The 20,393-nt window shown below is 51.6% G+C and carries 15 protein-coding genes and 2 tRNA genes; 16 read left to right on the plus strand and 1 reads right to left on the minus strand.

The annotated features are described in order from the left end of the window. The first annotated feature begins 4 nt into the window (after nt 1-4). Complete coding sequence (locus AC1BI1_RS11495; RefSeq protein WP_476717441.1) at nt 5-1,192, plus strand: M20 metallopeptidase family protein; 1,188 nt, start codon at nt 5-7, stop codon at nt 1,190-1,192. 35 nt (nt 1,193-1,227) lie between these two features. Here the strand turns inward: AC1BI1_RS11495 and AC1BI1_RS11500 are convergent, their stop codons facing one another. Continuing rightward, complete coding sequence (locus tag AC1BI1_RS11500; protein ID WP_476717442.1) at nt 1,228-1,341, minus strand: RCKP-type rubredoxin-like domain-containing protein; 114 nt, start codon at nt 1,339-1,341, stop codon at nt 1,228-1,230. A gap of 204 nt (nt 1,342-1,545) precedes the next feature. Between AC1BI1_RS11500 and AC1BI1_RS11505 the strand changes: the two genes are divergently transcribed. The 15 genes from AC1BI1_RS11505 (at nt 1,546) to AC1BI1_RS11575 (ending at nt 20,393) form a co-directional block, all read left to right on the plus strand. Beyond that, nucleotides 1,546-1,743, plus strand: coding sequence for a MoaD/ThiS family protein (locus tag AC1BI1_RS11505; RefSeq protein ID WP_476717443.1), 198 nt, complete (start codon nt 1,546-1,548; stop codon nt 1,741-1,743). Between the two features lie 3 nt (nt 1,744-1,746). Beyond that, on the plus strand, nt 1,747-2,664 hold the full coding sequence (locus tag AC1BI1_RS11510) for a TIGR00269 family protein (protein ID WP_476717444.1): 918 nt from the start codon (nt 1,747-1,749) through the stop codon (nt 2,662-2,664). 76 nt (nt 2,665-2,740) lie between these two features. After that, nucleotides 2,741-2,817: transfer RNA gene (locus AC1BI1_RS11515), tRNA-Pro, on the plus strand. A gap of 8 nt (nt 2,818-2,825) precedes the next feature. Then, nucleotides 2,826-2,901, plus strand: a tRNA-Thr gene (locus AC1BI1_RS11520). 443 nt (nt 2,902-3,344) lie between these two features. Then, nucleotides 3,345-4,100: an ATP-binding protein gene (locus tag AC1BI1_RS11525; protein ID WP_476717445.1), complete on the plus strand. Its 756-nt coding sequence runs from the start codon at nt 3,345-3,347 to the stop codon at nt 4,098-4,100. A 107-nt stretch (nt 4,101-4,207) separates the two neighbouring features. Next, a complete protein-coding gene (gene cooS, locus AC1BI1_RS11530) occupies nt 4,208-6,232 on the plus strand; it encodes an anaerobic carbon-monoxide dehydrogenase catalytic subunit (RefSeq protein WP_476717446.1) in 2,025 nt (674 codons plus the stop codon). Between the two features lie 15 nt (nt 6,233-6,247). Further along, nucleotides 6,248-8,440 (plus strand): acetyl-CoA decarbonylase/synthase complex subunit alpha/beta, encoded by a 2,193-nt coding sequence (gene acsB, locus AC1BI1_RS11535; protein ID WP_476717447.1) that lies wholly within the window; start codon nt 6,248-6,250, stop codon nt 8,438-8,440. 95 nt (nt 8,441-8,535) lie between these two features. Beyond that, complete coding sequence (acsC, locus tag AC1BI1_RS11540; protein ID WP_476717448.1) at nt 8,536-9,873, plus strand: acetyl-CoA decarbonylase/synthase complex subunit gamma; 1,338 nt, start codon at nt 8,536-8,538, stop codon at nt 9,871-9,873. 41 nt (nt 9,874-9,914) lie between these two features. After that, a complete protein-coding gene (locus tag AC1BI1_RS11545; RefSeq protein ID WP_476717449.1) occupies nt 9,915-11,840 on the plus strand; it encodes an ASKHA domain-containing protein in 1,926 nt (641 codons plus the stop codon). After that, nucleotides 11,840-12,589, plus strand: coding sequence for an ATP-binding protein (locus tag AC1BI1_RS11550; RefSeq protein WP_476717450.1), 750 nt, complete (start codon nt 11,840-11,842; stop codon nt 12,587-12,589). The genes AC1BI1_RS11545 and AC1BI1_RS11550 overlap by 1 nt, the downstream gene beginning before the upstream one ends. Nucleotides 12,590-12,627: 38 nt before the next feature. After that, entirely contained in the window at nt 12,628-13,590 is a 963-nt protein-coding gene (gene cdhD, locus AC1BI1_RS11555) for a CO dehydrogenase/acetyl-CoA synthase subunit delta (RefSeq protein WP_476717451.1), read from the plus strand. Nucleotides 13,591-13,601: 11 nt separating this feature from the next. Then, on the plus strand, nt 13,602-14,390 hold the full coding sequence (locus tag AC1BI1_RS11560; protein WP_476717452.1) for a methyltetrahydrofolate cobalamin methyltransferase: 789 nt from the start codon (nt 13,602-13,604) through the stop codon (nt 14,388-14,390). 83 nt (nt 14,391-14,473) lie between these two features. Then, the gene (locus tag AC1BI1_RS11565; RefSeq protein WP_476717453.1) at nt 14,474-15,028 is read left to right on the plus strand and encodes a 4Fe-4S dicluster domain-containing protein; all 555 of its coding nucleotides are present in this window, start codon (nt 14,474-14,476) and stop codon (nt 15,026-15,028) included. Then, on the plus strand, nt 15,025-15,894 hold the full coding sequence (locus tag AC1BI1_RS11570) for a CoB--CoM heterodisulfide reductase iron-sulfur subunit B family protein (RefSeq protein WP_476717454.1): 870 nt from the start codon (nt 15,025-15,027) through the stop codon (nt 15,892-15,894). Before AC1BI1_RS11565 ends, AC1BI1_RS11570 begins: the two co-directional genes overlap by 4 nt. Nucleotides 15,895-15,917: 23 nt before the next feature. Next, on the plus strand, nt 15,918-20,393 hold the full coding sequence (locus AC1BI1_RS11575) for an FAD-dependent oxidoreductase (RefSeq protein ID WP_476717455.1): 4,476 nt from the start codon (nt 15,918-15,920) through the stop codon (nt 20,391-20,393).

Genomic DNA, 20,393 nt, shown 5'->3' on the forward strand with positions numbered 1-20,393 from the left:
GTTTATGTACCACAATTATTACAAGGCTGCGCAGGAACTTTTCCCTCAACTGGTGGCCTGGCGCAGGCATTTCCACCGCTATCCGGAACTGAGTTTTGAGGAAAGGGAAACAGCCAGTAAAATAAGCGAAATCCTTTATTCCCTCGGGATAGAGGTAACAACGGAACTGGCCTCTACTGGAGTAGTGGGGTTGCTTAAAGGTAAAAAGGATGGGGTGGCCGTTGCCCTCCGGGCAGATATGGACGCCCTTCCCCTTAACGAAGCTACAGGAAGAGAGTTTGCTTCAGTCCGGCCGGGGATTATGCATGCTTGCGGACATGACGCCCACATATCCATGGTTTTAGGTGCGGCTGCCCTTCTTGCCCAAGAGCGGAAAAAGCTGCCGGGGGCGATAAAGTTTATCTTTCAGCCGGGAGAAGAAAAACCGCCCGGCGGAGCCAAGCTAATGATTGAAGAAGGGGTTTTAGAAAATCCTCCTGTTAGGGCTATTTACGGCTTGCATATAAATAGCCTTTTTCCTACGGGAACAGTGGCGGTTAAGGAAGGTCCCATGATGGCCGCGGTAGATAATTTCACTTTAAAAATTAAGGGGCAGGGGGGCCATGGCTCCATGCCCCATTTGACTGTGGATGCCATAGTAGTGGCCTGTGAAGTGGTGTTAGCCTTGCAGACTATTATTTCGCGCACTTCCGATCCTCTTCAGCCGGCAGTGCTTAGTATAGGTACCATAAGAGGGGGAGAAAAAGAAAATATTATAGCCAGTGAGGTAGAACTTAGCGGTACAGTAAGAACCTTGGATCCCGGTTTGCGAGCCAGAATCAAAGAACAATTCAACCGGATTGTAGATGGAGTCACAGCGGCCCACGGCGCATCTTACGAACTTGATTATTTGTGTGGTTACCCGGTACTATGTAACGACGGCCAGCTTTTGAGAATTCTTTGCTCCTTAGATCTAAAAGCTTTAGGCATTGACCAGGTCCATTGGCTCCAGGCCCCTTCCATGGGCGGGGAGGACTTTGCCTGGTATACGCACAAAGTGCCGGGGTTATATCTTTTTCTGGGCGCTAAACCCCCACAAGGCCAAGGGTATTTGTGGCATCACCCGTGCTTTGATATAGACGAGGAGGCTCTGCCCTTGGGAACTGCCTTGTTGGCGGCCTTGGCCGTAGAAACTCTTAAATTTACTCAATAAAAAAACCTTCCCGGGGGAAGGTTGCTTAAATATAACTAACTGCTTTCTTTTTTACTAAAAGTATCTTTTTGGCCACATTCAGGGCATTTACGGGGTTTACAACGGGTTTCTTTTTCATATCCACAATTGCTACACTTCCAAACAGCCATTTTGGGTTCCTCCTAAGGAAAAGTAGTAGCTATTTTTATTTTAGTATCCATGTCACCGATAGTCAATCGCTCTATTATAATTAAGCCTAATGTAAGGCCTGTTCAAGCAGGAGGTTTCCCGCTGTTGGTAAAAAGAATTATAATATAAGTGGCCAATAAGGGGCAAATTTAAAGCAGCTTCGCAATGAAGGAGGGTAGGTAGACATGAAAGTCATTCTGCACCAACCCCAGAGACAGGAACTGGAGATAACGGGCGGGAAAAAGCTGGCTGAGATTGCTAAAGAGCTCCATATAAATCTAGAAGCCCATTTAGTGGTACGGGATAACACCATCCTTACCCGGGATGAATTTATAAAAGACAGCGATGTAATTGAGATTTTCCCGGCAGTATCAGGGGGTTAAGCAATGCGCTGTAAGGTTTGCCGAGCCAAAGCCTCGGTAGAAGTACAACAGCATAATGCTGCTTACTGCAATAATTGTTTCGTGGACTATTTTCTTAAGCAGGTGCACCGGAACATCCATGCCCATAGAATGTTTTCTCCCCAAGATCATATCCTGGTGGTGGTTTCCGGGGGCAAAGATAGCTTAAGCCTGTGGGATGCCTTAATCCGCTTGGGCTACCGGGTAACCGCTCTTTATCTGGACTTGGGGATTAACGGGTATTCGGAACGTTCCGGGGAAAAATGCAGGGCTTTGGCTACCAAAACCGGCACTCCTCTCCACATAGTGTCGATTAAGGATGAATTTGGCCTGAGTGTTCCCGAGTTAGCCCGTAAGACGCGAAGGATTCCTTGTGCTGTATGCGGCCGGATCAAACGCTACCTTTTTAACAAATTCGCTTGGGAAGGCGGCTTCAGTGTAGTGGCTACCGGACATAACCTGGACGATGAAGCAGCCACTTTACTGGGTAACTTACTTCACTGGCAGACGGGGTACCTGGCGCGCCAGCAGCCCAGCCTGCCGGCTTCTCACCCTAAACTAGTAAAAAAGGTGAAACCCTTATACACCTTAACCGAGAGGGAATGCCTGGCTTACGCTTTGATCCAGCAAATTTCCTATCTGGCGGAGGATTGTCCCTATGCCGAAGGGGCAACCAGTATCACTTACAAAGAAGCTCTTAATCACATTGAACAAGCAGCGCCTGGAACTAAGCTCGCCTTTTTTAAGGGCTTTCTAAAGCACAAGGACCTTTTCAAGACTCGGGAGGACGACCTGGAGCTTAGAGAATGCTCCCGCTGCGGTCAGGTAACTACCGAGGACGTGTGTTCAGTGTGTCGCCTTTGGGAGAAGGCTCTAGCAACCGGTAACCGCAACAAGGCATAGCCGCTATTTATTCCCAGAGGTTAGCTTTTTTAAATCTTGCCTGAAAGGGAATGCCATGTTAAAATTATAAACGGCCCGGGATGTAGCTCAGCTTGGTAGAGCACCTGCTTTGGGAGCAGGGGGTCGCAGGTTCAAATCCTGTCATCCCGACCATAAAGTACGCCAACGTAGCTCAGCAGGTAGAGCAGCTGACTTGTAATCAGCAGGTCACCGGTTCGAGTCCGGTCGTTGGCTCCAGTGAGTTTCGAGGTCTCCGGATATTAGGCCGGAGACTTCTTTGATTCTTGAGGGGGCTTTCGCTATAATTAATAAATAATTTATTGACAACTTGTTGAATTAACAGGTATGATTAATCGCAAGTAAAATAATTATATTTGTTGCAGGACAGAGCAGTTCCTTAGCCTGATAGTTTCCCCTTGTGATTAATTTCACCATTTGAATAATTAACTAAATTTATACCTATTTTTTGACGAAATGTATTATAATAAAGCTAAAAGGTATGAAATGGGGGTTGAATATTTTTGCCTTGCAATTCTTCAAAAAGAAAAATGTTAAACAAGGAAAAACCCAAAAAATAGCGGTTGGCTAGCAGGAAAATCTGGATTTGTGCAGAATTTCACTAATGTCAATAGTACTGAACAGCTTGTAGTACTGGATTTTGAACACTGGGGGCTATAACTTTGAAGTTAGCTATTTCCGGAAAAGGTGGAGTAGGTAAGACAACAGTTGCGGCCGCATTGATTAGGTTTTTTGCCTCTCGAGGCTATCGTGTCTATGCAGTAGATGCCGATCCGGATATTAGTTTAGGAACGGTATTGGGCTTACCAGAAGAGCAAATAGGGGCCCTTAAACCTGTTGTGGATATGCGCGAGGCAATTGCCGAGCGCACAGGTGGAAATGGGGCCTTTTTTTCGTTAAATCCAGAAGTAGATGATCTCCTTGCAGATTATACTATCGCATACGGTAACATATTATTTTTGAAAATGGGAGCGGTTAAGCACGGAGGATCTACTTGTTATTGTCGGGAAAATGCAGTATTGAACGCCCTGGTAAATTCCCTTTTACTGAAACGGGAAGAGATAGTAGTGCTAGATATGAGCGCGGGCATTGAACACCTGACTCGGGGGACAGCTCGGGGAGTAGATGTTATGTTAATTGTTACTGAGCCCTCACTGGTTAGTGTCCGCACGGCACGCGTGGTACAGAACTTGGCTAAAGAATTAGGGGTTGCGCACATTAAATTTATTGCCAACAAGGTACGCAATTCCTTGGAGCGTGAATTTCTCCAGCAGCACTTCAAGGAGGAAGAAATATTGGGGATCATCCCCTTTGACGAAGACATTTTAAACTTAGGCTTAGGCCTGGAAGGGAAAGAGCCGCTGGGTTTCAAGAAATCCATAGAGAGTATGGGCCATCTTTTATTGACAATTAAATAGCCCTAGTTAGCGTCCGGCCCAAGCGGAAGTGCCCTTAACGAAGGCACGCATCCGGACGTTGACCATTCGCAGTAAATTTAAGAATGTTACCAAGGAGGTAATAGGGAATGCCCAGGTTTCGCGACGTAACCCATACTTGCCGCCCTTCGGGCGCTCCCCGGGTAGTGGAACCCAAAAGCCGGGAACGCAGCATTGATCCAGCTGTCAAGGAAATGCTGGAACAGAGCAAAAAAACCAACGTAATCACCGCCTTTGATCGCTTTGTGGCCCAGCAGCCTCAGTGCAAATTTGGCTACGAAGGCCTCTGCTGCCGCTTCTGCATGGCCGGCCCCTGCCGGATTAAAAGCGATTCCGGGCCCGGGAGCCGAGGAATATGCGGCGCCTCTCCCTGGACCATAGTGGCCAGGAGCGTAGGCTTAATGATTTTAACCGGTGCTGCTGCTCACTCCGAGCACGGCAATCACATGGCCCATACTCTGCTGGAGATGGCCGAAGGCCATGCGCCGGATTACACGGTTAAAGACCAGGACAAGCTTTACCGGGTATGCCAAAGGGTAGGAATAAATACTGAGGGCAAGTCCGATAAAGAATTGGCTAAAGAGTTGGCCCTCAAGGCCCTGGAGGATTTCAGCCGTCTTAAAGGTATGGGGGACTCCACCTGGGTAACCACCACTGTAACTCCGGGCCGCGTGGAAAAATTTCGCACTCATAATGTAATGCCTCATGGCATCCATGCCACCATATCTGATCTGGCCAGCCAGGCCCACATTGGTAACGATGACGATCCCGTTAACCTGGTATTCAGCGCTATTCGCGTAGGATTGGCTGATTATGCAGGAATGCATATAGCTACCGATATCTCGGATATTCTCTTTGGCACGCCCGAACCCATACTAAGCCAGGCCAATATGGGAGTGTTGGACCCTGAAAAAGTAAACTTCGTCCTTCACGGCCATAATCCGCTGTTAAGCGAAATAATCGTCCAAGCCGCCAGAGAAATGGAAGGAGAAGCTGTAGCCGCCGGGGCAAAGGGTATTAACCTGGTAGGCATCTGCTGCACTGGCAACGAGGTGTTAATGCGCCAGGGGATTCCCCTAGTTACCTCCTTTGCCTCCCAGGAGCTGGCCATCTGCACCGGAGCCGTAGACGCCATGTGCGTGGACGTGCAGTGCATTATGCCCGGCATCCGCACTGTATCCGAGTGTTTCCACACCAGGATCATAACTACCTCTGACATTGCCAAGATTCCTGGCTCCTACCACCTGGATTACCAAACCACCAACGCCTTAGAGAAGGCCAAAGAAGCCTTGCGCTTAGGTATCCAGGCCTTCAAGGAAAGGAAAGAGAGCAACCGCCAGGTATATATACCGCCTGTAAAGAACACCGTAGTGGCGGGCTGGAGTTTAGAGACCCTCTTCAAACTCTTTGGAGCCCTCAACCCCGAAAATCCCGTGCGGGTGCTTAACGAGGCTATACTTTCCGGAGAACTGGCCGGAGTAGTCCTCCTGGCCGGCTGCAACAACCTTAAAGTTTACCAGGATGCCTCCCATATAACCATCATGAAAGAACTTCTCAAAAACAACGTCTTTGTTATAGCTACCGGCTGTTCCGCCCAATCCGCTGCCAAGCTGGGGCTTATGGACCCGGCCAAAGTAGATGAGCTTTGCGGTGACGGCTTAAAAGGCTTCCTTGCTCGCTTGAGTGAAAAAGCAGAGATAAGCACAGGGCTGCCGCCGGTCTTCCATATGGGGTCTTGCGTAGATAATACTCGGGCCTCGGACTTACTTATGGCTATGGCCAACGATTTAGGCGTGGATACACCTAAAGTTCCTTTTGCCGCTTCTGCCCCGGAAGCTATGAGCGGTAAGGCCACTAGCATCGGCACCTGGTGCGTAGCCTTAGGATTGCCCACCCACGTGGGCTGCATGCCGCCGGTGGAAGGTAGCGATTTAATTTACAGCCTCCTTACCCAGATAGCCAGCGACGTCTACGGCGGCTACTTCATCTTTGAAATGGACCCCCAGGTAGCCGCACGGAAGATACTGAACGCTTTAGAATATCGCACCTGGAAACTGGGCGTCCACCGTCAGGTAGCCGAACGTTACGGGACCAAACTATGTCAGGGTTACTAAAGGGGGAGAGGGAAAATGGCCGTAGAATTTGATAAGATTTTCGAAGGAGCTATTCCGGAAGGGAAGAATCCCACTAAGCTCTTCCGCGAAGTATATCACGGAGCCATCACAGCCGTTAGCTATGCCGAGATCCTGTTAAATCGCGCCATAAAAGAATACGGCGCGGACCATCCGGTAGGGTACCCGGATACTGCCTATTACTTGCCCGTTATCCGCTGCTTTAGCGGTGAAGAAGTAACCAAGCTGGGCGATCTGCCGCCCATCTTAAACCGCAAAAGAGCCCAAATTAAATCCGAACTAACCTTTGAGAACGCCAGACTAGCCGGCGAAGCCACTTGGTACGCGGCAGAAATCATCGAGGCTCTACGGTATCTTAAACATAAGCCGGAAGAGCCTTTGGCACCTGAACCCTGGACCGGCTTCATAGGCGATCCTGTGGTTCGGCGCTACGGCATCAAAATGGTGGACTGGACCATACCAGGTGAGGCCATCATCTTAGGCCGCGCTCGTGACCCCAAAGCCCTGGCCAAAATGGTCCAGGAGCTTATGGGCATGGGCTTCATGCTCTTCATCTGCGACGAAGCAGTAGAACAGCTGCTGGAACAAAACGTCAAACTGGGTATCGACTACATTGCCTATCCTTTAGGCAACTTCACCCAGATTGTGCATGCTGCCAACTATGCTTTAAGGGCCGGCATGATGTTCGGAGGAGTTGCCCCGGGCGCCCGTGATGAACAGCGTGACTACCAGCGCCGGCGCATCCGCGCCTTTGTCCTCTACCTGGGTGAGCGGGACATGGTGAAGACCGCCGCCGCCTTCGGCGCCATCTTCACCGGTTTTCCGGTTATAACCGACCAACCCCTAGCCGAAGATGAACAAATACCCGACTGGTTCTTCAGCGTAGAAGATTACAGCAAAATGGTCCAGATAGCCATGGAAGTGAGGGGCATCAAGCTCACCAAGATCAAGCTTGACCTGCCCATCAACTTCGGCCCGGCCTTTGAAGGCGAAAGCATCCGTAAACACGAAATGTATGTGGAAATGGGCGGCACCCGCAGCCCAGCCTTCGAACTGGTGCGTACTGTCTCCGAAGACCAGATCACTGACGGTAAGATAGAGCTCATCGGTCCCGACATCACCGATATACCGGAGGGAAGTGTACTGCCCCTAGGTATCATCGTTGATATTTATGGCCGCAAAATGCAGGAAGACTTCGAAGGAGTACTGGAGCGCCGCATCCACGACTTCATCAACTACGGCGAGGGACTGTGGCATACTGGCCAGCGGGCCATCAACTGGGTAAGAATAAGCAAAGAAGCAGTGGCTAAGGGCTTCCGATTCAAGCACTTAGGCGATATCCTCATTGCCAAAATGAAAGAAGAATTTCCGGCTATCGTGGACCGGGTACAGGTTACCATAATCACCGAAGAAAGCAAAGTCTTGCAGGAGATGGAGAAAGCCAAAGAAAAATACAAGAAGCGCGATGATCGCATGCGCGGGCTTACCGACGAAGCAGTGGACACCTTCTATTCCTGCGTCCTCTGCCAGTCCTTCGCCCCCAACCACGTATGTATAGTAACTCCCGAAAGGGTGGGGCTCTGCGGCGCAGTGACCTGGCTGGACGCTAAAGCGTCTTACGAAATCAACAGCGCCGGACCCAACCAGCCCATCCGCAAAGAAGGAGAAATAGACCCCATCAAAGGTATCTGGAAGAGCGTGAATGAGTACCTCTACACCGCCTCCAACCATAACCTCGAACAGGTATGCCTCTACACCCTCATGGAGAACCCCATGACCTCATGCGGGTGCTTTGAGGCCATAATGGCGGTCATACCGGAATGTAACGGTATTATGATAACCACCCGAGACCATCCGGGTATGACGCCTTCTGGCATGACCTTCTCCACCCTAGCTGGTATGATAGGCGGTGGGGTGCAGACGCCGGGCTTCATGGGGATCGGCCGGAGCTACATCGTGAGCAAAAAGTTCATCAAGGCCGACGGGGGTATTGCCCGCATTGTCTGGATGCCCAAATCCTTAAAGGAATACTTGAGGGAAGACTTCATCCAGCGCAGCATAGAGGAAGGCCTGGGAGAAGACTTCATTGATAAAATCCCTGACGAAACGGTAGGGACGACGGTCGAGGAGATCTTACCCTTCCTGGAGGAAAAGGGTCATCCAGCTTTAACCATGGATCCACTGATGTAGTTTGAGTGCCTGAGTTTTAGCTGGGGGAGGGTAAACTACTTGCCCTACCCCGGCTTAAACACATATCTATTTTCGGCAGAAAGGAGTTGTGATTTATGGGGCTGACTGGATTAGAAATATATAAGCAACTGCCCAAGAAAAACTGTGGTGAATGTGGCACGCCTACCTGCTTAGCTTTTGCTATGAACCTGGCAGCAGGCAAAGCTAGCCTAGATGCTTGCCCTTATGTCACTCCTGCGGCCCGGGAAGCGTTGGAGGCAGCTTCCGCCCCTCCCATTGCTAAAATAATTCTGGGCAGCGGCGAAAATGCGGTGGAGATGGGCGACGAAACCGAATTATTCCGCCACGATAAGCGCTTTTATCACGAGCCGGTTATAGCGATTCAAGTTAGCGATGCCCTTCCCGAAGAACAAATTCTATCCAAGGTTAGAGCTATCAATGATTTAATCTTCGAGCGGGTCGGTCAGCGGTATACGGTGGAAGCCATTGCCATCAGTCATGAAGCCGAAGATGCTTCTGCTTTTGCCCGGGCTGTAAATATCGTAACCGACAATAGTAAGCTCAATTTGGTGCTCATGGCCGAGGAACCGGCAATCTTAAGCCCTATCTTGCCCGCTATTGCCGCTCGCAGACCACTCATCTATGCCGCCAATTCTTCTAATTATGAGGCCATGGTCGCCCTAGCCAAGGAACATAACTGTCCCCTGGCCGTTAAAGGTAACAATTTGGATGAACTGTCCGACCTGGTAGATAAAATTGTGGCCCTAGGTTATAAGCAGTTGGTATTGGACCCCGGTGCCCGCCATGTTTCCCGGGCCATAGCCGATTTTGCCCAGATTCGCCGGCAGGCCATTAAGAAGCGCTTCCGTTCCTTCGGCTATCCGATTATAGCGTTGACTACCGCCACCGATCCTTTAATGGAAGTATTGGAAGCGGTAAATTACATTAGTAAATATGCCAGTTTGATCGTTATCAAAACAGCTGCCAAGGCCCATTTGTTGCCCCTACTTTCCTGGAGACAAAATCTTTACACCGACCCGCAGGTACCGATCCGGGTAGAGGAAAAGATATATGAAGTTGGCGAGATCAACGAGAATTCTCCCGTGTATATAACTACCAACTTCTCCCTGACTTACTATTCAGTGGAGGGTGAAGTAGAAGCGAGCAAGATTCCCAGTTACATTATTGCGGTGGATACCAACGGGCTTTCCGTTCTGACAGCCTACGCGGACGGGAAATTCGAAGCCGAGAAAATCGCCAGCGTTATGAAGAAGCTAGGCATAGAGAACAAAGTAAAACATCGGACTGTGGTTATTCCGGGTACAGTAGCTGTCCTTAAGGGCAAGCTAGAAGATCTCACCGGATGGAAGGTTCTGGTAGGTCCTCGGGAAGCCTCCGGCATCCCGTCCTTTGCCCGCAGTAACTTTGCTTAGCTTGGACAGTCTATAGAACCTTGAGGGAGGGTACAGGGACTTTGCAGCAATATACAGTTGCTTTCTTGCCGGATGAAATAAAGGTCATGGTCCCGCCGGAAACAACTCTGCTAGAAACGGCAGCTCGTGCCGGGATAGCTCTTAAAAGCACGTGCGGTGGCCAGGGCACCTGCGGCCGCTGTGTGGTCAAGGTTAAACAGGGAAAAGTGAGCAGCGACCAGGGACGCCTGCCAGCCCATTTAAAAGAAGAAGGCTATACTTTGGCTTGTCGCACCAAAGTATTAAGCGATGTAGTAGTAGAAATACCTCCCCAATCGCGGTTGGAAGAGCACCAGGTCCTCCTCCAAGATAACTCGCGGACGGAATCTCGAGTAGAGAGCTACGGGGATTTAATAGGTCCTTATACCCTCCATCCCTTATGCGAGGTATTAACTTTAGAGCTGGACCCCCCTACCCTCACGGAGAACGCCAGTGACTGGAGCCGACTGCAATCCGCTTTACGCCGGCGCTTACCGGAAAACGATTTTAATATCAGGTTAACCACTCTCCGGCAACTGGCCGAGGGCTTGCGCCGGGCCGACTGGCATATAGCGGTAACTTTAGCCAGAGTAAACGGACAGGCAGAAGTAATTCGGGTGGCGCCGGCTGATGATGACCAAATATACGGCATCGCTGTTGACCTGGGCACAACCACTGTAGTAGTCTCCTTAGTAGATTTAATTTCCGGCCAGATTTTAAGCCAGGGGGGTACCTATAACCGGCAGGCCCGCTTCGGTGATGATGTTATCTCCCGCATCATTTATGCGACTACAACGGATAACGGGCTGGAGGAACTGCAGGAAGCAGCCCTCGCCAGCATAAACGAATTAATAACCAAATTATTAAAGGATCACCATGTTGCGCAGGAACAAGTAGTGGCAGCAACCCTAGCGGGAAATACTACCATGACCCATCTCTTCCTAGGCTTGACACCGAAATATGTGCGGCTGCAGCCCTATATTCCTACAGCCACGGAATATCCGCTGTTAAAGGCCGGGGAAACGGGCCTGAATATTAACCCCGCGGCCCCCGTTATAGTATTTCCTTCCGTAGCCAGCTACGTGGGAGGAGACATTGTTTCCGGCGCCTTATTTACGCGCATTGCCGAGAGCGAGGACCTGATCCTTTTTGTAGATATCGGCACCAACGGAGAAATGGTACTGGGCAATAAAGAATGGCTTATCTCTTGTGCTTGCTCCGCTGGGCCCGCCTTCGAGGGCGGAGGGATTACCTTCGGCATGCGGGCCATGAAAGGGGCCATTGAAAGGGTAGAAATCGATCCTGATACGTTTGAAGTTAAATTGGAGGTCATTGGCAATACCAAACCTGTGGGCATCTGCGGGTCCGGCCTGATCGACAGCCTGGCCAAGTTGCGGCGGGCAGGAATTATCGACCGTACAGGTAGTTTTTCCCGTGACCAAGCCAGTCCCCGCTTGCGCCGCACCGATGAGGGTTACGAATTTGTTCTGGCCTGGAAAGAGGAAAGCGGCAATGGAAAGGACATCGTCCTTACGGAAGGGGATATAAAGAACCTTATCCGCTCTAAAGGAGCTGTATTTGCGGGTATCCAGAGCCTGTTAAAAACAGTACAATTGGACCTGGAAGCCATCGATAAAATCATTATTGCCGGTGGTTTCGGCAATTACCTCAATATCCCTAATGCTATAGAGATAGGTCTCTTACCCGATCTTCCCCGGGAAAAATATGTATTTGCCGGCAACACCTCTATAAAGGGAGCTATCCAAGTGTTGTTGTGCCGGGAAGCCTGGGAGGAGGCCCTGGAAATCGGGAGAAAAATGACTTACCTGGAGCTCTCAGCAGGCAACCTCTTTATGGAAGAATTTGTGTCCGCGCTGTTCCTGCCCCACACCAACCTTGAACTTTTCCCTTCAGTAATTCTGGGGGAAAGGGTAAGGGAGGCAGGTTAATGGCCAGAAGTGTAGCCGTGGCCGGCAAAGGCGGGACCGGGAAAACGACTTTCGCCGCCCTCGTTATCCGGTATCTCGTAGAGAAAAAGAAGGGGAGTATTTTAGCAGTAGATGCCGATCCTAATGCCAATCTCAACGAGGCTCTGGGTCTCACTGTAACCACCTTCATTTCCGACATCCTGGAGGACACCAAAAACCCCAAAGCCGTGCCCCCAGGCATGAGCAAAGATATGTTCATTGAATACAAATTGGCCCAAGCTCTGATAGAAACGGAAAAGCTGGATTTACTGGTAATGGGGCGCCCCCAGGGACCGGGTTGTTACTGCTATCCCAACGACTTCCTCCGCAAACATCTGGAAATCCTGGGCCATAATTACGCCTACATGGTTGTAGATAGTGAAGCCGGTCTGGAGCATATTAGCAGGCGTATTATTCAAAACGTAGATGATCTCTTTGTTATGAGCGATGCTTCTGTGCGGGGCATACGCTCGGCCGCCCGCATCCGGCAGCTGGTAGAAGAGATGCAGTTGCCCATCAAACGGCTTTTCTTGGTGGTAACAAAAACGTCCGACGGCCTGGGACCTTTGGTGGAAGAAATAGAGCGTACAGGTTTACCCTTAGCGGGCACCATCCCCTATGACCCGCTGGTAGTGGAATATGACACTTTAGGGAAACCTCTTTTTGAATTGCCGCCGGACTCGATCGCGGTGCAAAGAGCCAAAGAAATCCTTCAAAAAACAGGCCTATAGCTATCTGGGCTAACAATCGAAGGAAGGAGTGGTTTTCAATGCCTGTCCAAATTCTTAAAGAAAAGAGCAGGGCTGCCGTCCAGAAAGTAACCCTGGGAGCCACCAAAGAAGAGGGTGGCACCCGCAGCCACACCATAACTATCGGTGGGGATGCTGCTCTGCCTTTTTACCATTTTGAAGGGGAGATACCCCACCGCCCGGTGATTGCCATGGAGGTCCAGGACATTGAGCCAGACTGGCCAGATACTCTGAAGAAATGTTTTGCGGATGTTATAAAAGAACCGGGACGCTGGGCAGAGAAATGTGTTAATGAATACGGCGCGGATCTCATTTATGTTAAACTGGACGGAGCCGACCCTGAAGGTGCTAACCGCACAGTAGAAGAATGCGTCAATACTGTGAAGGAAGTGCTCCAGGCTGTAGGCGTGCCCCTCATTGTAGTGGGCTGCGGGGATGCGGAGAAGGACAAGGAAGTTTTGGAAGCCGTGGCCGAAGCAGCAGCAGGAGAAAATCTTTTACTGGGCAACGCGGAACAGAACAATTATAAGTCTCTCACTGCTGCCTGTATGGTACACAAGCATAATATAATTGCCCGTTCACCTTTAGACATCAACATCTGCAAACAGCTTAACATTCTAATTAACGAAATGAATTTGCCCTTAAACCGCATTGTAATCGATCCTTCCATTGGTAGTCTGGGTTACGGCATCGAATATGCTTATTCTATCATGGAGCGGACTCGTTTGGGTGCTTTGCAGGGGGATAAGATGCTCTCTATGCCCGTTCTCTGTACTGTGGGCTATGAGGCCTGGCGCACCAAGGAAGCCACGGCAGATTTACCGGCCTGGGGAGATGTAAACGAGCGCGGCATTTTATGGGAAGCCGTAACAGCGGCTGCGCTGGTCCAGGCGGGAGCTCACCTGCTCTTGATGCGCCATCCTAAAGCGGTGGCTTTGGTAAAAGAAAATATTAATAATCTAATGGTTAACAATGCCTACTAGGGGGGTCAACCATGCTAATTATTGGTGAACGTATTAATGGCATGTTCAACGACATTAAACGAGCCATCCAGGAGCGGGATCCGGCACCCGTCCAGGAATGGGCACGCCGGCAGGAGGAAGGCGGTGCTCGCGCTCTGGATTTAAATGTAGGGCCGGCTGTAGCCGACAAGGTTGGCGCCATGAAGTGGTTGGTAGAGGTGGTCCAGGAGGTTAGCGATCTCACCCTCTGCCTCGATTCCACCAATATCCAGGCCATCGAAGAAGGCCTCAAACTGTGTAAGAAGCCGGCCATTATCAATTCCACCAATGCCGATAGAGAAAAGGTAGAAAGATTATTCCCCTTGGCCGTGGAATACGGAGCCGCCCTCATAGGCTTGACCATGAATAAGAACGGGGTCCCCAAGGATGCTGATACGCGGTTGGCCTTTGCCATGGAACTGGTAGCGGCGGCCGACGAGTTCGGGCTGCCCATGGAAGACTTATATATTGACCCCCTGATTTTACCAGCCAATGTGGCCCAGGATCACGGACCCGAAGTCCTTAAAACCCTATATCAGATTAAATTGCTGGCCAATCCCGCCCCGCGAACCGTTATAGGTTTGAGCAATGTATCCCAGAATTGCCAGGAGCGCAAGTTGCTCAACCGCACTTTCCTGGCCATGGCCATGGCTTGCGGGTTAGATGCGGCCATCGCCGATGCGTGTGATGAGGAACTCATGGCTACAGCCGCAGCCGCCGAAGTGCTTCTGAACCAGACTGTTTACTGCGATTCCTTTGTGAAAATGTTCAAGAGCAGATAACTTTCTAAATGGTAAAAAAGGGGATATGTTCCTCTCTCGGGACCATATCCCCGCCTAAGAATTTGGAGGAAGGAGGGAAAGGATTGGTTGAGGGTAATGGGATACCGGAACCCCGATTGCTTAGCTGGATAGAAGAATGCTCCTCGCAACCGGTTAGCCGGTGTTATCAATGTTATAAATGTACCGGCGGCTGTCCGGTAGCTGGGGCCATGGATATCTTGCCTCACCAGATCATCCGCTATGTTCACCTGGGGTTAGAAGAAGAACTATTAAAAAGCAAAGCTATCTGGCTTTGTGCCTGCTGCCATACCTGCAAAGCAAGGTGCCCCAACGGCATTGATATTGCGGCAGTTAGCGATGCTTTAAAGGCCAGAATATTGTCCCGTAATCTTTCCGCTGCCTTGCCAGCAGTGGCCCAATTTCATCGCGAGTTTCTTTCCTCTATAGAGAAAAATGGGCGGGTACACGAATTAGGCATGATGGTATCCTATAAACTTAAAACTCGAGACTTCCTCCAGGATGTTCCTTTAGGACTTAAAATGTTGGCTAAAGGTAAATTTAAGCTTCTACCTCATCGGTTGCGCGGCCAGAAAGAAATTCGTGCCCTCTTTCAAAGGCTTGGGGGGGACCGGGGATGATTTTCGCTTATTATCCAGGCTGCTCTTTGCATTCTACTGCCTTGGAATATGGAGCTTCCACCGAAGCAGTTTTTAAAGCCCTGGGCATCACTTTAAAGGAACTACCGGATTGGAACTGCTGCGGTGCCAGTTCTGGCCATTCAGCCAGCACCCGCTTATCCCATGCCCTGGCCCTTCGCAATCTGACCCTAGCCCAGGAACAAGGCTCAGATCTTTTAGTACCCTGCGCTGCCTGTTATAATTCCCTGCGTTCTACTCAGGCGTTTTTAGCCGGTGGAGGAAAAGAAGTAGAACAGCTGCAAAACGAAGTGAGCAAACTTATGGGTCGGCAGTACCAGGGACAGATAAGAGTACGTCACATCGTCGAGGTTTTAGCCCAGCCGGAAGTTTTAAGTATATTAGCAGAACGCAAACAAATATCCTTAGCCGGATTGAAACCGGCTGCTTATTACGGATGTTTACTTACCCGTCCCCCTAAGATAGCCAGTTTTGAAGCCAATGCCGAACAACCCCAACTGCTTGACCGTTTGCTAAAACATCTAGGAGCGGAACCCGTATCCTGGAGCCATAAAACAGAATGCTGCGGTGCCAGTCTGGCTATTCCGGCACCGGAAATTGTATACGAGCTGGTAGGTAAAATTGTTCAGGCAGCTCAGAGAGCCGGAGCTAATGCCATAGTTACCGCCTGTCCTCTATGCCAGACCAATCTGGACAGCCGTCAGCCGGAAGGGGCAGGTCTGCCCGTGTTTTTCGTTACCGAACTCGTGGGCCTGGCCCTGGGTTTACCGGCGTTACCTTGGTTGCGCAAGCATCTTATCGATCCTATATCTCTGCTTAAAACCCATAACCTCTTACCAGCGGCGTAGGCCTTATAGGGAAGGTTGGTGAGGTGTGCGTGTTAAAAAATTCTAGAGAAAAAACGGAAGTAGTAGGTTCTGTTTTAGTGGTCGGCGGTGGTATTGCCGGCATGCAGGCTTCTCTGGACCTGGCCAACGCTGGCTACCTGGTCCACTTGGTAACCGCATCACCTTCCATTGGGGGGAAGATGACGCAGCTGGACAAGACCTTCCCCACCAACGAATGTGCTATGTGCTTACTGGGCCCGCGCATGACCGACACCTTAAGCCATCCCAATATCCGCCTCTACACCTGTTCCACTCTGGAGGCAGTAGAGGGCACTAAAGGAAACTTTAAAGTAAAAATACGCCAGCGGCCGCGCTATATAAACCTGGAGGAATGTACTGCCTGCGGTGACTGCGAACAGGTCTGCCCGGTACGCGTACCCAACGAATTCAACGAGGGAATGGACCAGCGCAAGGCCGTATACAAGCTTTTCCCCCAGGCAGTACCCAACAAATACTTGATCGAAAAGCGGGGTATACCCCCTTGCCGCAGCACCTGTCCAGCAGGTACTAATGCGCAAGGGTACGTAGCCCTTATTTCCCAGGGCAAATTTGTTGAAGCCTTAGAGGTAGTCCGCCGGCGCATGCCCTTTGCCGGCATTTGCGGCCGCATCTGCCATCACCCCTGCGAAGCAGAATGTAACCGCGGCCAGTACGACGAACCCGTTGCCATAGCCCTCCTCAAGCGGGCTGCCTATGACTTCGGCTGGGAGGAAGCCCAAGAGAAGGAGAAAGAAATCTTCCGGCCGCAGACAGTGCGGGAAGAAAAAATAGCCATAGTAGGGGCGGGACCGGCGGGTTTAACGGCTGCCCAGGACCTGGCCCTGGAAGGTTACCAGGTAACCGTATATGATGCGCTGCCGGAGCCGGGCGGTATGCTTCGGGCAGGCATTCCGCGCTACCGGCTGCCTCTGGAAGTAGTCCATCGTGAGACCCAGCGCATCCTGAACCTGGGCATAAAATTCGTTCCCAACACCCGGCTGGGGAAAGATATCACCCTGGAGGACTTACGAGCCCAATATAAAGCAGTAATTTTGGCTGTGGGCCTGCAGGAAAGCCGCCAGCTGAATATACCGGGCGCCGATTTTCAGGGCGTCCTGCCGGGCCTAGCTTTCTTACGCCAGGCAGCCCTGGGCCAACCGGTACAAGTAGGCCGGCGGGTAGTAGTGATCGGTGGCGGCAACGTGGCCATGGACGTGGCCCGTACAGCCAGGCGTCTAGGCGCAGAAGAAGTCCATATAGCCTGTCTGGAAGCGCGCCAGGAGATGCCTGCCCACCCCTGGGAAATAGAAGAAGCCCTAGAAGAGGGCATTATTCTCCACACTTCCTGGGGACCGAAAAGCTTTTGGGGCCAGGATAACCGGGTCAACGGTGTGGAGCTGATGCAGTGCACCCGGGTTTTTGATGAGGAGGGGCGCTTCAACCCCCAGTATAATCCCGAAGTGACCAAGAGGCTACCAGCGGATACGGTCATAGTGGCCATCGGCCAGGCAGCTGATCTCTCCTTCTTAAATGAAAATAGCGGTATCCGGGTAAATCGGGGGCTCATCGGTGCGGATAAGGTAACCCTGGCCACCTCCCTGTCCGGCGTCTTTGCCTGCGGGGATGTAGTGCGGGGTCCCAGTTCAGTAGTGGAAGCCGTGGCTTCCGGCCATGAAGTAGCCGAAACCGTTAAGCGTTATCTCCACGGTCTGGACTTGTCCAGCGGCCGTACCCCTGAAAAACCCGAAAAACTGGGGCCGCCCGAAAATATTGTTCCTTTTCCGGCCAGCAGGGTAAAACAGCCAATGGCCCCTCCCGAGGAAAGGATAAAGGACTTCCGCGAAGTCTACCAGGGTTATACTCGGGAGATGGCCATCGAAGAAGCCAAGCGGTGTCTGAACTGCGGTATCTGCTCGGAGTGCCTCCAGTGTGAAGCTGTCTGTAAGAAGAAAGCAGTAGAACATGGGCAAAAGGAAAAGTGGGAGGAACTTAACGTCGGGAGCATTATCCTGGCTCCGGGGTTTGAGCTCTTTGATGCCGAGCGAGCCGGGGAATACGGCTATGGCTATTACGCGAACGTTGTAACCAGCATAGAATTCGAGCGTATTTTAAGCTCCACCGGTCCTTCCCAGGGACACGTAGTGCGTCCCTCAGACCACCAGGCCCCCCGGAAAATAGCCTTTATTCAGTGCGTGGGCTCCCGCGATTGTGAGCGCGAGGGCAGCCCTTACTGTTCCTCCATCTGCTGTATGTATTCAACTAAAGAAGCTGTCATAGCCCGGGAACACGACCCCAACATCGAGCCTACTATTTTCTACCTCGACATGCGGTCTTACGGCAAAAACTTCGATAAGTACGTGGAAGCGGCCAAACAAGCAGGCGTGCGCTACGTGCGGTCTATGATTTCCCGGGTAGAAGAAGACCCTGTGACCAAAAACCTCACCATCCAGTATTATGACGGCCAAAGAATAGTGCGGGAAGAGTTTGATTTAGTGGTCCTGGCCGTGGGAGTACGGCCACCTAAAGAAGCGGCAGAACTGGCCCGGGTATGCGGCATTGAACTAAACACCTACGGTTTTGCCCTCACTCAAGAACTAAATCCCGTGCTCAGTAGCCGCGACGGCATTTATGTAGCGGGAGTTTTCCAGGGTCCCCGGGATATTCCGGAGACCGTAGTCAATGCCAGTGCAGCAGCTGCCTGCGCCGGAGCAGCGTTATCACCTGCCCGCAACACCATGGTAAAGCCCAAAGAATATCCTCCGGAAAAAGATGTCAGCCAGGAAGAACCGCGGGTAGGCGTCTTTATATGCCACTGCGGTATCAACATTGCCGGTGTAGTGGATGTAAAAGCCGTAGTAGAATTTGCCCGCCAGCTGCCGGGCGTGGTCTATGCGGAGGATAACCTGTACACCTGCTCCCAGGATACCTTAAAGAAAATCCAGGCAGCTATCCACGAGCACAATTTGAATCGCGTAGTAGTAGCTTCCTGTACCATTCGCACTCACCAGCCCCTTTTCCGGGAAGCTCTAAGGGAAGCAGGCCTCAACCAGTTTTATTTCGAGATGGCCAACATCCGGGACCAGTGCTCGTGGGTGCACCGGAACGAGCCCCAGCAGGCCACAGAGAAGGCCAAAGACCTGGTGCGCATGGCTGTGGCCAAGGTCAAAACCCATGAGGCCCTGCACCTACACCCCGTGCCGGTAGTGCCCCGCGCCCTCATCATTGGCGGAGGTGTGGCCGGGTTAACGGCTGCTTTAGGTCTGGCCGACCAAGGTTACGAAGCTTACCTGGTGGAACAAGAGGCCGAGCTGGGGGGTTACGCCCGGAACTTGCGTTTTACCCTGGAGGGTACCGACATACAGGCCTTTATCCAGGATTTAATTGCCCGGGCCAACTCCCACCCCCGCATCCGGATATTTACCAACTCGCGCTTAGAAGACTTCGGCGGCCACCAGGGCCACTTTACCACCACCATTTCCCAGGGCGAACCCGGGCGGGAGCATGTGCGGCGAACCTTACAGCTAGAACACGGAGTAATTATCATCGCCACCGGTGTTCAGGAACTGGCGACCTCCGAATACCTGTACGGTCAGGACGAGCGAGTGGTAACTAATACCCAGCTGGAGCAAATGTTAGCTTCCGGCCAGTGGAATGCCCAGGCTGACAAGCAAATAGTGTTTATCCAGTGCGTCGGTTCCCGGGAGCCGGAGCGCATGTATTGCAGCCGTACCTGCTGCGCCCAATCCCTTAAGAACGCCCTGCGCATTAAAGAGCTCAATCCAGAAGCTAAAGTTTATGTCCTGTACCGGGACATCCGCACCTATGGCTTCCTGGAGGATTACTATCGCCTCGCCCGGGAAAAAGGGATATTGTTCATCCAATACGATCTGGAGCGAAAGCCACTAGTCCGGAAGAGGGATATAGGTTTGCTGGAGGTGGAAGTGCAAGATCCCGCCTCGGGCAAAAAGCTTTTGCTCTGGCCGGACCGGCTGGTACTGGCTACCGGTGCCGTAGCACCTGCCGGCATAGAAAAGCTGGCTACTATGTTGAAACTGCCTTTAAACGAAGACAAATTCTTTGTAGAAACTCACGCCAAACTGTCGCCCATAGATTTCCCGTCGGCAGGCATATTCCTCTGCGGCGCAGCCCATTCGCCTAAATCCCTGGCCGAAGCCGTGGCCCAGGCCCAGGGGGCCGTAGCGCGGGCGTGCACCATTCTGTCCAAAGAGAACCTTATGGTGGGAGGCGTGGTGGCCGTCGTGGACGAAAACAAGTGCGCCGCCTGCCTCACCTGTGTGCGGGTATGCCCCTACAGTGTGCCGCGGATTAACGAGCGCCACGTGGCGGAGATCAATGCCGTCCAATGCCAGGGCTGTGGAACCTGCGCGGGCGAATGCCCGGCCAAGGCTATACAATTACAACATTACAAAGATAACCAGCTCCTGGCCAAGGTGGCCGGCCTCTTCGGGGAGGTGTGGTAG

Source organism: Thermanaeromonas sp. DSM 22490 (assembly GCF_056378755.1).